Origin of the sequence: Sphingobacterium sp. SG20118, assembly GCF_044740685.1 — a bacterium.
Taxonomy (GTDB): Bacteria; Bacteroidota; Bacteroidia; order Sphingobacteriales; family Sphingobacteriaceae; genus Sphingobacterium.
Genome location: NZ_CP172826.1, coordinates 46,401 through 60,213 on the forward strand (window position 1 = coordinate 46,401; position 13,813 = coordinate 60,213).

12 protein-coding genes are annotated in these 13,813 nt (G+C 36.7%); 8 read left to right on the forward strand and 4 right to left on the reverse strand.

What is annotated here, in order from left to right:
* Window positions 1–34 precede the first annotated feature (34 nt).
* Window positions 35–595 carry an elongation factor P gene (gene efp, locus ACFX5U_RS00235; RefSeq protein ID WP_038695300.1) on the forward strand — a complete coding sequence of 187 codons (561 nt, stop codon included), beginning with the start codon at window positions 35–37 and terminating at the stop codon, window positions 593–595.
* Between the two features lie 71 nt (window positions 596–666).
* Window positions 667–1,239, forward strand: coding sequence for a 5-formyltetrahydrofolate cyclo-ligase (locus ACFX5U_RS00240; RefSeq protein WP_280571310.1), 573 nt, complete (start codon window positions 667–669; stop codon window positions 1,237–1,239).
* Window positions 1,240–1,281: 42 nt separating this feature from the next.
* On the opposite strand, the gene ACFX5U_RS00245 is transcribed toward ACFX5U_RS00240, so the two are convergent.
* The gene (locus ACFX5U_RS00245) at window positions 1,282–2,574 is read right to left on the reverse strand and encodes an HAD-IB family phosphatase (protein ID WP_038695302.1); all 1,293 of its coding nucleotides are present in this window, start codon (window positions 2,572–2,574) and stop codon (window positions 1,282–1,284) included.
* Window positions 2,575–2,593: 19 nt separating this feature from the next.
* The gene (locus tag ACFX5U_RS00250; RefSeq protein WP_038695304.1) at window positions 2,594–3,571 is read right to left on the reverse strand and encodes an NAD-dependent epimerase/dehydratase family protein; all 978 of its coding nucleotides are present in this window, start codon (window positions 3,569–3,571) and stop codon (window positions 2,594–2,596) included.
* Between the two features lie 108 nt (window positions 3,572–3,679).
* On the opposite strand from ACFX5U_RS00250, the gene ACFX5U_RS00255 reads away from it, so the two are divergent.
* Window positions 3,680–4,864 carry a formimidoylglutamase gene (locus ACFX5U_RS00255; protein WP_038695306.1) on the forward strand — a complete coding sequence of 395 codons (1,185 nt, stop codon included), beginning with the start codon at window positions 3,680–3,682 and terminating at the stop codon, window positions 4,862–4,864.
* 46 nt (window positions 4,865–4,910) lie between these two features.
* Complete coding sequence (rmuC, locus tag ACFX5U_RS00260; RefSeq protein WP_400262224.1) at window positions 4,911–6,242, forward strand: DNA recombination protein RmuC; 1,332 nt, start codon at window positions 4,911–4,913, stop codon at window positions 6,240–6,242.
* Here rmuC and ACFX5U_RS00265 read toward each other — a convergent pair.
* Entirely contained in the window at window positions 6,239–7,336 is a 1,098-nt protein-coding gene (locus ACFX5U_RS00265; protein ID WP_400262225.1) for a DUF4407 domain-containing protein, read from the reverse strand. The two genes, rmuC and ACFX5U_RS00265, sit on opposite strands and share 4 nt — an antisense overlap.
* Before the next feature lie 174 nt (window positions 7,337–7,510).
* Between ACFX5U_RS00265 and ACFX5U_RS00270 the strand changes: the two genes are divergently transcribed.
* The 3 genes from ACFX5U_RS00270 to ACFX5U_RS00280 all read left to right on the forward strand — a co-directional run bounded on the left by ACFX5U_RS00270 (window position 7,511) and on the right by ACFX5U_RS00280 (window position 10,098).
* Complete coding sequence (locus tag ACFX5U_RS00270; protein ID WP_400262226.1) at window positions 7,511–9,118, forward strand: M3 family metallopeptidase; 1,608 nt, start codon at window positions 7,511–7,513, stop codon at window positions 9,116–9,118.
* Window positions 9,099–9,623, forward strand: a complete 525-nt coding sequence (locus ACFX5U_RS00275; protein ID WP_400262227.1) for a M3 family metallopeptidase — start codon at window positions 9,099–9,101, stop codon at window positions 9,621–9,623. Before ACFX5U_RS00270 ends, ACFX5U_RS00275 begins: the two co-directional genes overlap by 20 nt.
* 259 nt (window positions 9,624–9,882) lie before the next feature.
* Window positions 9,883–10,098, forward strand: coding sequence for a hypothetical protein (locus ACFX5U_RS00280; protein WP_280571306.1), 216 nt, complete (start codon window positions 9,883–9,885; stop codon window positions 10,096–10,098).
* 197 nt (window positions 10,099–10,295) lie between these two features.
* Here the strand turns inward: ACFX5U_RS00280 and ACFX5U_RS00285 are convergent, their stop codons facing one another.
* Complete coding sequence (locus ACFX5U_RS00285; protein WP_280571305.1) at window positions 10,296–11,681, reverse strand: nucleotide sugar dehydrogenase; 1,386 nt, start codon at window positions 11,679–11,681, stop codon at window positions 10,296–10,298.
* A 136-nt stretch (window positions 11,682–11,817) separates the two neighbouring features.
* Between ACFX5U_RS00285 and dnaG the strand changes: the two genes are divergently transcribed.
* Window positions 11,818–13,812: a DNA primase gene (gene dnaG, locus ACFX5U_RS00290; RefSeq protein ID WP_038695318.1), complete on the forward strand. Its 1,995-nt coding sequence runs from the start codon at window positions 11,818–11,820 to the stop codon at window positions 13,810–13,812.
* Window position 13,813: the final 1 nt, after the last annotated feature.

The window sequence follows — 13,813 nt, forward strand, 5'->3', positions numbered from 1 at the left end:
TGTAACTCAGAAAATAATCATAAAAGTTTAAATCATGGCAAAAGCATCAGACGTTAAGTCAGGAAATGTTTTAAGATTCAATGGTGAATTAGTAGCTGTTGAGGAATATATACATCGTACACCAGGTAATTTACGTGCTTTCTATCAAGCAAGAATGCGTAATGTCAAAACTGGTAAATTAGTAGAATACCGTTTTCGTGTTGACGAAAGTGTTGAAATTGCTCGTGTTGAGACAAACGATTATCAATATTTATATGAAGAGGGAGAATTCTTTGTAGTCATGGATAACACGACATACGATCAGTTCAATATCCCTAAGTTTTTGTTTGGAAATTCGGCACGATTCTTGAAAGAGGGTATGAACGTGATTGTAGCTTTCGAAAGTGAGGAAGCAATCATGGCACACGCTCCGAAGAATGTGGAATTAGAAATCACATATACGGAGCCAGCAGTAAAAGGAGATACATCAACAAATGCATTGAAAAATGCGACAGTAGAAACTGGTGTTGAAGTGAAAGTACCTCTTTTTATCAATCAAGGTGATAAAATTAAAATTGATACGCAAACAGGTGAATACGTCGAGCGTGTCAAATAATATAAAGATTTAGGTTTAGGTTGATTATTCGGTCTTGTTAGCACCCAGCTGCAAGGCCGTTTTTTTTTACTATGATGACTAAAACTGAACTGCGAAAGCACTATCGAGATCTTAGATCAAACTTGTCTGAAACAGATGAGGCAGCATTGAATTTGGCTCTGTTGAATCAACTCAAGAGTTTAGAATGGCAGCATGTGAAATTTTGTCATGTTTTTTTGCCAATTTCCAAATATCATGAACCTAATACGTTTTTGTTGATTTCTTATCTCCAAGAACAATATCCCCATATTCAGCTTGTCGTTTCAAGATCGGACTTAGCTTCAAATGTCATGAGTCATTATCACTATAGTGATACGGTAACTTTAGTGCATAATAAATGGGGGATACTTGAACCAACAGATGGCATTTCTGTAAATGAAAGAAGTATTGATATGGTACTCGTCCCATTGCTCATATCGGATATTTTCGGACACCGAGTTGGATATGGAAAAGGTTATTATGATCGATTTTTAGCACTTTGTAGACCGGATGTTCAAAAGGTAGGGTTATCGTTTTTCGAGCCTATAGCATTGATTGAAGATATTGATGTACATGATATTCCTTTAGATATTTGTGTGACACCAACCGCTGTATATCATTATTGAAATAAGACAGGAGCTAAATAACGAGCTCCTGTCTTATTTTAATTAATATAGTATTCTGAATTTAATTGTATTCTGTACCTTCTTGAGTTGTTTGATTAAGTCCTTGTCGTATTCACCTCTAATATCCGTAACGGCATAACCGATATCAGATTTGGTCATCAAAAATTGGGAAATAATGTTAATGTCATTTTGGGCGTACACCAGATTGATTTGTGCCATAATCCCTGGAACATTTTTGTGGATATGCAGCAAACGAGTGACATCCTTTACCTTAGGTAGGAGCAAATTTGGAAAATTGCGACTCATATAGGTATCTCCATTATTAATGAAATCGGCCATTCTTCTCGGAATAAATTCTGCATTTCTTTTCTTGTCTTTTTTATCATCAAAGACAACGATCCCCTTTGCATTACAGATTTCTTTACTGAGATGACTTTTTGCATCTCCTATCACGCCGATTGTTTTTAATTTATCTGCGCGGGACAATTGCTCATCAGAAACTTTGATGTCTTTCCCGAGCAATAACATACCCACATCTTTGGTATACTTTTCTTCGAATGTATCTTTCGATCGTATCGAAAAACCATCCCTTTTGAGGATATGTGCAGCTATTTCGGGTACATCACCAACAATCAAACATAAGATTCGATTTTTTGGATAGGATATGGCACGAGGTAAATTATTAACGTATAGAAATTCATCAAAGCTAGGTGTGATGAAATCCGCTCTTTCAGTCACAGTTTTTCTGGAGATGTTCTCCGTAAAAGCAAAGAATTTTTCAATGAGACCTGACTCTTTTAATTGAAAATCTGAATAGCCATCACCAATGCCGTAGATGGTTCCTTCTATTTTTAACTCTTTTAGTAATTTAACTTTTCCACCCTCATCCGATAATGGATTCGATTCATCAAATCCAATGATATTATCATGCTCATCAAATATAAAGGTGTTGGCATAAATATTCTCCTTTTTGATATTGTAAGGAGTCACGACTGGTGTAATGAATTCTTTAAATCCACCGGACACAATCCAAGCAGTATCTGAATTTTTCTTAAAAAACTCTCTGTTTCTTGAGAAAGAGGTAGACACCTTCTTTTTGAGGTGGGTAATGAGTTTGTCGAGATGACTTTTGTTCGCTTGAAGGAGTTGAACACGACCTGCCAGCGCTTCACGAAAAGATAGTTTTCCCTCCATCGCAAGATTTGTATACCGTTCGATTTCGAGATATATTTTTTCGCGATCAGGATGATGTTCAAGTGAAATTTTAGCTAATTCGTCCAAAGCCTCTACCTGCGTAAAGGTGCTGTCAAAATCGATAATGTAATAATTTTTCACGGTTTAGTTTGTTTAGGAGTTAGATTGTTGATTGACTATACTGTTGAGCGATTTCTTTTAATGTTAGGTCTAAAGATTTATATTTAAAGGGCAAAACTTGCTGTAATTTGGCAGCTGAGTAGGCGAGTTTTTCACTAGAAGCCCTAGCACTATCCTTGGTCAGTGTTGATTTTTCGTTCTTGATAGCTGCTACCCAAGTAGCTAAAGTTGCAGCGATATGTAATAGTGTTGGAGATACGGCTATTTTAGGAGCTGCTTTGCCCATTACTGCACTAGCCTTTTCGAGCAATTCTTTATTACTAAGGTTGACATTATTGATGATGAACCGTTCGCCAGAGATTGATTTTGTAGCCATTAAGTAACGCATGATGTTGGCGACATCTTCGACATCAACTACACCAACGGTCCCTGTGGGATAATATTTTAGACCTTTGTTGATGAGTGAAAATATTGCACCCGACCCTTTACTACCAGATGATGCGCCAATGATAACTGAAGGATTGACAATAACTGCATCTAAGCCTTCAGCAATTCCTCTCCATACCACCATCTCACTTTCATACTTAGAAATGGCATAGTTTGATAAGGTCGGTTCATATTCCCAATAATCTTTCTCGCTAACTGGTGTTTGGTTTTTGCTCGATCCTAAAGCAGCAACGGAGCTCACGTGGACGAGCCTAGCGTTATGCTCTAAGCATAGATTGACAATATGCGAGGTACCATCCCTATTTACATTTATCATGTTTGCAGCGTCTTGCTTTTGGTAAGATACGACAGCAGCACAATGGTATACCTCTGTAATATTGCAAAAAATCTCTGCCAATTCAAAATAGTTACAAATATCGGCATTCACCCATTGGATTAAAGACGAAGATAATAGCTGTTGTGGAATGATTGAGCTGGAGCGTTTTATTGCTATTACATCAATGCCCAAATCGATCATCTGTTTGATCAATGTAGCGCCTAAGAATCCGGTTCCTCCTGTTATTAATATCACATGTTAAAGATAACGTTAAAAATAATGTTTTCAAAAGTAAGTTAATAAATGGATATTTGTCTAAGACAAGGTTTTCATTTTTGATTATCACCAATACAAATTTATCATATGTCATTATCCGTTTTTTTTAGCCCAATTGTTGCCAAAGAGCTCCTCCCCGATGAAGGGTTTTTACGTTCGCAGTTTGGGAATGTTCTTCGTATTTATGACAATCAGTTCCCAAGTTGGGATAAGGACGATAAGCCTCAATTGGCAATAATCGGAGTAGAGGAAGATCGAGCAGCGGTGAATAACCAAGGCTGTGCAAAATCTCCAGATGCCATTCGTAAACATTTATATAAGCTCTATCAGGGAGATTATGCAATCAATGCAGTAGATTTAGGGAATGTCAAAGCTGGAGCTACGTTGAAGGATACTTATGCTGCATTAAAAGCTATTGTAGAAGAGTTAATTGCTGAGGAAATCATTCCTATTATTATAGGTGGTGGTCATGATTTGACTTATGCACAATATTTGGGCTATCAGAGTATGGGACAAAAGGTCGAATTAGCGGTTATAGATGCTAGATTTGATCTAAACCAAGAAAGCAGTGAGCAGGTAGCATTGGATTCTAGGTCGTATTTGAATCACATTATTTTACATGAGCCAGATTATTTATTCAATTTGAATAATATCGCCTATCAGACCTATTTAGTCAGCAAGGAATCTTTGAGTATGTACGATAAGTTATTCTTTAATGCAACTCGTGTTGGCGCTATTGCTGGTCGTATGGATCAGTCTGAGCCTTTAGTGCGAGCAGCAGACATGGTCAGTTTTGATATCGGAGCCATTCGTTCATCAGACGCATCTGGCAATGCCAATGCTATGCCAAATGGATTATATGGTGATGAGGCTTGTCAGATTGCACGCTATGCCGGAATGTCAGACAAATGTTCGTCTATTGGTTTTTATGAGTTTAATCCTGACTACGATCCTATGCAACAGACAGCGATGTTGGTTTCGCAAATGATCTGGTGTTTTATCGATGGGTTTTATAACCGAAAACAAGATACTCCCTTGTTGCCTAAGTCTTCCTATATCATCTACCGGACCACCTTGGAAAACGAGGATCATGAGTTGGTATTTGTTAAAAGTAAAAAATCGGATCGCTGGTGGATGCAAGTTCCCTATTTTGGGTCACGATCTGTAAACGAACGTTATCACTTAGTTCCATGTCGATATGAAGATTATCAGTTGGCAGTAACGGGTGAAATGCCCGATTTATGGTGGCGTACCCATCAAAAATTACAATAATCTGAATGGTCTGACAAGACCATTTTTTATTTCTTAAAAAGAGTTTATGGAAACAATGTATATTATTATCGTTATTATTTTATTGGTCGTTCTTATCGTGATTTCATTGAAGAAGAAAGATTCAATTCAGGATGATAGCCAATGGCGTCGTGAGAAGGAGCTGATGTCTATTGAATTGGCTAAAGTACAACAACGCGAACAGAGTTTATTGCAAGAAAGAGCAATGTTACGTGACGAATTAGAGAAAGAACGGGAACATGTATTGATCGTAGAGCGTTCTTTGGAAAGTACACGTTCTTTTTATGAAGCACAACAAGATAAATTTCAAGAACAGAAAGTTGAAATCGCAGCGATTAAAAGTCAGTTTAATGCTGAGTTTCAAGTCATCGCAAATAAGATTTTAGAAGAAAAAACGCTTCGCTTTACCGAAACTAACTCGAAATCTATTGGACTTATCTTAGACCCTTTGAAAGAAAAAATCAAACTTTTTGAAGAAAAAGTTGATAAAACATATTCGCAAGAAGCTGCTGAGCGTAATTCTTTAAAAGGTGTCGTACAGCAATTGATGGAACAGAGTTTACGAATCAAAGACGAGGCAACAAATTTGACTCGAGCCCTTAAAGGTGATGCAAAGAAACAAGGGAATTGGGGAGAGGTAATCCTTGAGCGTGTTTTGGAACGCTCGGGTTTGGAGAAAGACCGTGAATTTAGATTGCAGGCATCTTTGTTGGATATGGAAGGCAGACGTATGCAACCAGATGCGATCATTGATTTACCTGAAAATAAACATCTGATTGTAGATTCGAAAGTCTCATTAGTCGCGTATGAACGTTGGGTAAATGCAGAAGATGATATAGAACGAGCAACTTTTGCGAGGCAACATATTTTATCTGTTGAAAATCACGTTAAAGATTTATCTGCAAAAAATTACCATGAGTTATATGGTATAGAGTCACCAGACTTCGTATTACTTTTTATGCCAATAGAATCGGCTTTGAGTATGTCTGTTTCAGAAAAACCCGATCTTTTCAGCGATGCTTGGGACAGAAAAGTTGTTATTGTAAGTCCTTCGACTTTATTGGCTACCCTGCGTACGATTGCTAGCATTTGGAAGCAAGAGCGCCAAACGCGTAATGTCATTGAAATTGCAAAAGAAGCCGGGGCCTTATACGATAAATTTTATGGTTTCTTAACCGATATGGACCAAGTACAAGCGCAGTTGCACAAGGCTTTGAAAAGTCATGAAGATGCTTCCAAAAAGCTGTCTTTTGGACCCGGAAATATCATTAGAAGAGTAGAGAATCTGAAAAAATTGGGCGCAAAGGCTAATAAACAAATCGATTCAAAATATTTAGATGAAGAGGTAGAAGAAGATTAAACTTCTTCTATTTCTGCATTCATTTTTTTAAGTCTTTTGTTTATGCTAATATCTACTGAAGCATCCTTTAAATGATCAATAGCCGCCATTTCGGTCGTTGTATATACGTCAGACTCATATTCATCGATTGTCTTCTGATTGCGAATCTGTCGGTCATAAGCATCTCTACCGGAAAGCAACTTCACAAATACGGGTAAGCATTCTAAAAAAACAAAGAGCAGGCCTATGAAAGTAACCGCATTTTCTGTTGCTTGATCCACTTTGCCGTTCGCTTTTATTTTAAGATTACCCAATGCTGAGTTTCGGTCTGCAAATCCTGCTAAATTAACAGCACTATCCAAACTAGCATTTGAGAGTCCTTTTTGATTTAAAATACCTTCCACGCGCTGTTTATCACGAATATTGTTTTCCTGGGCCATAACTTTACTTCGTAATGTATCCAGGTATACCGTAGATTTTTCCAATTCGAGCTCTTTTCGCTTTGCATAAGGTCCGTAGCCTATCACACCTGAGGTTTCAGTTGTTTTATTTCCGAAAATTTCATAGTTCAGTTTTTGCCGGTCTGTTTTGATGTTAGCATCTAGGGAATCTCGCTCTGCTATCAAGCCCTTAAGCTGATTAAGCTCGAATACATACTTTTTATTGAAAATGATATTTAAACTATCAATTTTTGCACGCTCGTTGGCAATGTAAGTTGTTTTAAGATTTTCCCTAATTTCCTTGTCAAATATTTTAAGTTCCAAAGGTCTAGAAATGACTACTCCAATTAGTATTGCCAATAAGATACGAGGTAAGGCTTGTAGAAATTGGAACGACCCTGTCTTTGATTTGTTGATGCTTAGGACAATATATCGGTCCATATTAAAAATCATCAACCCCCATATTAGGCCGAATACAATTGCTAAGAGCCAATCCAAATAAGTTCCACTAAATACAAAATACATAGCATAACCGCCAGAAAGACTGGCAAATAATCCTGTGAAAAAAATCGTTGCTCCTATGGCGACATATTTATTATGTTCTTGAGGATATTTACGCAGGGTTTCTTCATGTATGCCAGCGCAATACAGAAAAAAATGGTTGATACTATTCATTTATTCGAATTTATTGGTAAAGAGACAATAAAAATAAAAAATTGTTTCATTACTTTTCTGGTTATTACATTATTGTGATAAATATAGTTACTTATTTTGATCTTTGTAAAAAGGATTACTTGACCAAATATTTGTAACTTTGCCCAAATTATTGCGAGAAAAAAAAATTATATAATGAAGAAAAAACGACTTTTGCCATTCTTTTTGATTGTGGCAACTGCCTTTGTTGGTTGTGAAGAAAAAAAACAAATGACTGATAATCCGCTATTATTAGCTTATGATACCCCTTTTAATGTTCCTCCATTTGATAAAATTAAGGATGAACATTTTAAACCTGCTTACGAGGAGGCCATTAAAGTTCATAATTTAGAAATTGATTCGATTGTAAATAATACAGAAGAACCGTCTTTTAAAAATACAATTTTAGCGATTGAAAATGCAGGAAGTTTATTGAGTAATGTATCGCGTGTATTTGGCAATTTAAGTAAAGCGAATACAAACGATAGTATCAGTGCTTTAGATAAGGAATTGGCACCTGTATTAACAGGCCATTACGACGACATATCGATGAATAGTAAACTATTCGCTCGCATTAAAACGGTTTGGGATAAGAAGGCATCATTAGGTTTAGATGCTGAAGATATTAAACTGTTGGAAAATACCTATAAGAATTTTGTTCGTTCAGGCGCTAATTTAAATGATGCGAACAAAACGAAGTTAAAGAAAATCAATTCTGAATTAGCAGGTTTAACCGTAGAGTTTGGTCAAAATGTATTAGCAGAGACCAATGCGTTTGAAATGGTTGTTGATAGTGCTAGCCAATTAGAAGGTTTGCCAGAATCATTAAAATCTGCTGCTGCTGAAGATGCAATAGCGAAAGGAAAAGAAGGCAAGTGGTTGTTTACTTTACAAAATCCTTCTGTTATGCCATTCTTGCAATATGCTCAGAACAGAGATTTAAGAAAGCAGATTTGGGAAGCTTATCAAATGCGTGGCAATAATGATAATGCGCATGATAATAAGGAAGTCTTAAGAAAGATTGCTAATCTACGTTTAGAAAAAGCTAAATTATTGGGTTATACTTCTTATGCTGCATACGTCTTGGAAGAATCAATGGCTAAGAATCCAACCAACGTATACGAATTGCTAAATAAACTGTGGACTCCAGCGCTAAGTAAAGCAAAAGGTGAGGCTGCAGATATCAATAAAGAAATCAAAGCACAGGGTGGCGATTTTGAGGTAGCCCCTTATGATTGGAGATATTATACAGAGATCATTCGCAAAAATAGATTTGCATTAAATGAGGATGAGATTAAACCTTATTTCAGCTTACCTACTGTAAGAGAAGGTGCATTTGCAGTTGCTCATAAACTGTATGGTTTAACTTTCGTTGCGTTAAACAATGTTCCTGTTTACCATAAAGATGTAGAGGTTTACGAGGTTAAGGACAAAGATGGTTCGCATTTGGGATTATTATATGCCGATTTCTTTCCTCGTGCATCGAAAAGCGGTGGTGCATGGATGACTTCTTATCGTAGTCAAAGTAAAAAAGAAGGAAAACGCAATGCTCCTGTAATCTCCATCGTTTGTAACTTCACGAAACCTGTTGGCGATCAACCGGCGTTATTAACTTTTGATGAAGCAAGTACTTTGTTCCATGAATTTGGTCATGCTTTACATGGCTTATTATCCAATGTGAAATATAGAAGTTTAGCAGGAAACCTCAGTTTCCAGAGATTTTGTAGAATTACCATCTCAAATTATGGAAAATTGGGCGGCTGATGCATCAGTATTGAAAGAGTACGCTAAACATTATAAAACAAAAGAGGCGATTCCAGATTCTTTAATAGCTAAAATGGAAAAAGCAGGAACCTTTGATCAGGGTTTTGCAACAGTGGAATACTTAGCAGCATCTTTACTTGATATGAACTATCACGCTGCTACAGCTCCAATAAAAGGAGATATCAATGCATTTGAAAAAGAATCTTTGAAGAAAATTGGTTTAATCGATGCCATTATCCCACGTTATAGAAGCACTTATTTCAGACATATTTTTGAAGGGGGATATTCTGCGGGATATTATGCCTACATCTGGTCTGAGGTATTAGATTCAGATGCTTTCGCAGCTTTCAAGGAGAAATCATTGTATGATCAAACTACGGCAGATTCATTCCGTCGTAACATCTTAGAAAAAGGTGGAACTGGAGATCCAGCAGAAATGTATAAAGCATTTAGAGGTGTTGATCCAGATCCAAAATACTTGCTAATAAAAAGAGGGTTGAATTAATTAGTCGACCAAAATAGAACAAAAAAAGGAGCAAAATATTTTGCTCCTTTTTTTGTTTTTATTCGTTAGATACAAAAATAATTTTTACATTTGATTATTGTTTATAATTAGTCTAAATAATAATAGTGGTAATCATGTTTTAATATAAGCGAATTATATGTGTCAGTCAGTTGTTCTCAGTCATAAAGGTAAATCCCATATTAGTTATTGCATCAAATGTAAAACATTTTATATTTGGCAGGATTCTTATCTCCTAAGTTTGGGATATCTAAAGTTTGAGGCATTTGTTGCAGCGACTATGCAGAGTAATATCAAAAGTAATTATTTTAGCTTTCCTGATGGAGATATGAGGGTGTTGATTGATACTCCTTGTCCAGAGATTGTCTTTGTATTCAACGAAGATGAATGGAATGATTTTTCAGATGCACTTTCGGAATCAACCTATATGAGCGAAATATATCAGATGATTTCTTAGCAGATAAAAAGTCCTGTAAGCCTTTTCAATTTTCTTCTTCTATTCTTTTAAAAGGTATTACAGGCACTAATAAATCTGATTGATGTTATACTCTAAATGTATAACGCTGTCTTTCAGATGACCTCACTCTATGTTAGAGGTAGGGTGTAATAAAAAAGGGTTGTTCGCGAACAACCCTTTTTTTATGATGCCAAGAATTATTCCCCAATGGCATAATAATTAAAACCTAAATTTTCTAAATGCGATTTATTTAACAATTTTCTGCCATCGAAAATAAAAGATGGCCTTTTCATCTGTTTTTTGATTATAGACCAGTCGTAATCTTTAAATTCATCCCATTCTGTCAACACTGCAATAGCATGTGCATCTTCGCAAGCTTGCATAGGGTCATTTACGACCTTTACAAGTGCTCTATTTTCTTCAGGGCTTCTCGTATTCAAATAATCAAGGTCAGCATATATACGTTCAGCAGATACTTTTGGGTCATAAATCGTGATTTCCGCTTGTTCATTTAATAAATAATCAGCAACGTATATGGCTGCAGATTCTCTAGTATCGTTCGTGTCTTTTTTGAAAGCCCATCCTAAAAACGTGATTTTCTTTCCAGAAACAGTATTATATAAGGTTTGAATAATATGATCTGCAAATCGATGTTTTTGATGATCATTCATGATAATCACTTGGTCCCAATAATCTGCAACTTCATTTAGCCCATAGCTTCTGGCAATGTAAACAAGGTTTAAAATGTCTTTCTGAAAACAAGAACCTCCAAAACCAACTGATGCTTTTAAAAATTTTGCACCAATACGGGTGTCCATGCCAATTGCTTTTGCTACTTCGTCGACATTCGCTCCTGTTTTTTCACAAAGTTCTGAAATGGAGTTGATAGAAGATACACGTTGTGCTAAAAAAGCATTTGCCGTTAATTTAGATAATTCTGATGACCACAGATTTGTAGTCAATATTTTATCATTAGGGACCCAGTTTTGGTATATACTTACAAGTGTATCAATAGCCTCCTGATTTTCTCCCCCAATTAGTACACGATCAGGAGCTAATAAATCTTGAATAGCCGTGCCTTCAGCTAAGAATTCTGGATTTGACAGGATATGAAAATTGACACCATTACCGGTATGGTCTAGAATACTTTTTAATGCGGCAGCGGTACGAACAGGTAGGGTGGATTTTTCCACCACTATTTTATCTGTTTTAGCAACAGCAGCAATTTGTCTTGCACATAGTTCAATGTATTTGAGATCAGCGGCCATACCTTTTCCTTTCCCATAGTTTTTCGTTGGGGTATTGACCGAAATAAAGATCATATCTGCCTCATCGATGGCTTTCTCAACTTCTGTAGAGAAAAATAAATTGCGACCTCTCGCTTCAGCAACAATTTCTGCCAACCCGGGTTCGTAAATGGGTAGGTTGTCTAGATTTTCATCGTTCCAGGCCGCAATACGGTCTTCATTGACATCTACAATAGTGATTTGGATGTTAGGACATTGTTGGGCAACCACAGACATTGTAGGTCCTCCGACATATCCAGCACCAATACAACAGATTTTTTTGATATTAAATGACATAGCTTTCTATTCAAGCATTTTTATAGTAATACAAAAATAACAAAATATTTAGCTTGGGTAGCAGGAATGTAGATCAATTTGATGTTGTAATTGCTTATATAATTATTAATTTTACTGAACATAAAGGGATACGAAATTGATCAAGCAAGAGATAATAGATAAAGTGTTGGATGCAGCTCGCATTGAGGAGGTTGTAGGGGAATTTGTAGACTTGAAAAAGAGAGGGACATCGCTTATTGGGAATTGTCCTTTTCATCATGAGAAAACGCCCTCTTTCCACGTTTCTGTCTCAAAAGGTATCTATAAGTGCTTTGGTTGTGGTGTAGGAGGAGACTCGTTGAAGTTTGTGATGGAGTTGGAGAAATTTTCCTATCCAGAAGGCATCCGATATCTTGCCAATAAATATAGCATCGAGGTCGAAGAAGTAGAACGATCGCCTGCGCAATTAGCGGCGCAAGATAAGCGAGAAAGCTTATATGTGCTCAGCGGTTGGGCAAGTAAATTTTTTAAAGAGCAGATGTGGACCACAGAGTTGGGACAGGTTATTGGATTGCATTACTTTAAAGAACGCGGCTACCGTGAAGACATCATTAAGAAATTTGAACTTGGCTATTCTCCCGATAATTGGACCGCTTTTGTTGATGCTGCCGTAAAGGCTGGTTTTCATCCGGACTATCTCAAAGAAATTGGTCTCGCCATCGAGCGGGATGATAAGAGCCTGTACGATCGATTCCGTGGACGTGTCATGTTCCCAATTCATAATCTTACAGGAAGAGTTATCGGTTTTGGAGGCCGAACTTTAAAGACTGATAAGAAAGTTCCCAAATATGTAAATTCGCCGGAGAGTGATATCTATCATAAGTCAGATGTGCTTTATGGACTTAATTTCGCCAAAAAAGCAATCATGGATGATGATAATTGCTATTTGGTCGAAGGTTATGCAGATGTTATATCCACGCATCAGGCAGGGGTTGAAAATGTGGTGTCTTCCTCAGGAACATCATTGACTACCGCTCAGATTCGGTTGATAGCACGTTTTACTAAAAATGTCACGATACTTTATGATGGAGACGAAGCAGGAATAAAAGCGTCCCTTCGTGGAACAGATATGTTGCTTGAAGAAGGTTTGAACGTTAAGATTTTGCTATTCCCTGATGGGAATGACCCAGATTCTTATGTGAAGAAATTTGGATCTTCGGCATTTAAAGCTTACATCAAAGAAAATCAACAAGATTTTATTTTTTATAAAACAAGGATCCTACTTCGTGACACGAATAATGACCCAATCAAACGAGCAGAAGTTATTCGTGATGTAGTTGAAAGTATTGCACTGATACCTGATGAAATTAAAGTATCCGTATTTATTCGAGAGTGTAGCAATTTATTGGATATTGAAGAGCGAATCTTACTTTCTGAACTTAATAAAATACGAATTTCAAAAGCTAAAAGAGCAGATAAGGATTTTAGCAAGAAGAGCACACCTGCTATAGGTTCAGGTGTACCGCCAATGGACGGTCCGCCTGCAGATTTCTTCATGACAGATGAAGAAAGAGGTGGGGCAGCAGCACTTGTAGGTGAAACACCGACGCAACAAATTACACCAGAAATTCTACAAGAACGTGAGATAATACGTATCCTGATTAATTATGGAGATTATTTAGCGACCTGGGAAGGTGATGGAGATATTCCGGTAGCAGGCGTATTACTAAGTAATATTGAGGATGTTAATTTTGAGGATAAGGCTGCGGCTTATATTTTAAAAGTTTACCGAGAAGCAGCTGAAAAATATGAAATCCCCGAAGCAAAACAGTTTTATTCAAATCCAGATGATACTGTTGCTGAGCTTGCGATTAATTGCGTGGCATCAAAATACAATTTGAGTGAAAATTGGAACGATGATAAACGCAAAATTTATGTCACCCAAGAATACGAACACCTAAAAGCACTTGTTGTTACGGCAATTTACCGAATTAAGAAGCGGAAGATAACACGTGAGATGGATAAGATTAGGGAAGAATTAAAAAGTGAGAAAGACGACGTAAATGTAGAGGTATTAATTTTTAAATATCAAAAGCTTAAAGACGCAGAGAAGATGTTGGGAGGATTGCTCGGAAATACCGTAGTCAAATAAA

Excerpts from the sequence above, each read along its gene's own strand:
- ACFX5U_RS00285 (WP_280571305.1), bottom strand. The coding sequence starts at position 11,681 with ATGTCATTTAATATCAAAAAAATCTGTTGTATTGGTGCTGGATATGTC.
- ACFX5U_RS00240 (WP_280571310.1), top strand. The coding sequence starts at position 667 with ATGATGACTAAAACTGAACTGCGAAAGCACTATCGAGATCTTAGATCA.
- ACFX5U_RS00275 (WP_400262227.1), top strand. The coding sequence starts at position 9,099 with ATGGAAAATTGGGCGGCTGATGCATCAGTATTGAAAGAGTACGCTAAA.
- rmuC (WP_400262224.1), top strand. The coding sequence starts at position 4,911 with ATGGAAACAATGTATATTATTATCGTTATTATTTTATTGGTCGTTCTT.
- ACFX5U_RS00270 (WP_400262226.1), top strand. The coding sequence starts at position 7,511 with ATGAAGAAAAAACGACTTTTGCCATTCTTTTTGATTGTGGCAACTGCC.
- ACFX5U_RS00265 (WP_400262225.1), bottom strand. The coding sequence starts at position 7,336 with ATGAATAGTATCAACCATTTTTTTCTGTATTGCGCTGGCATACATGAA.
- efp (WP_038695300.1), top strand. The coding sequence starts at position 35 with ATGGCAAAAGCATCAGACGTTAAGTCAGGAAATGTTTTAAGATTCAAT.
- ACFX5U_RS00255 (WP_038695306.1), top strand. The coding sequence starts at position 3,680 with ATGTCATTATCCGTTTTTTTTAGCCCAATTGTTGCCAAAGAGCTCCTC.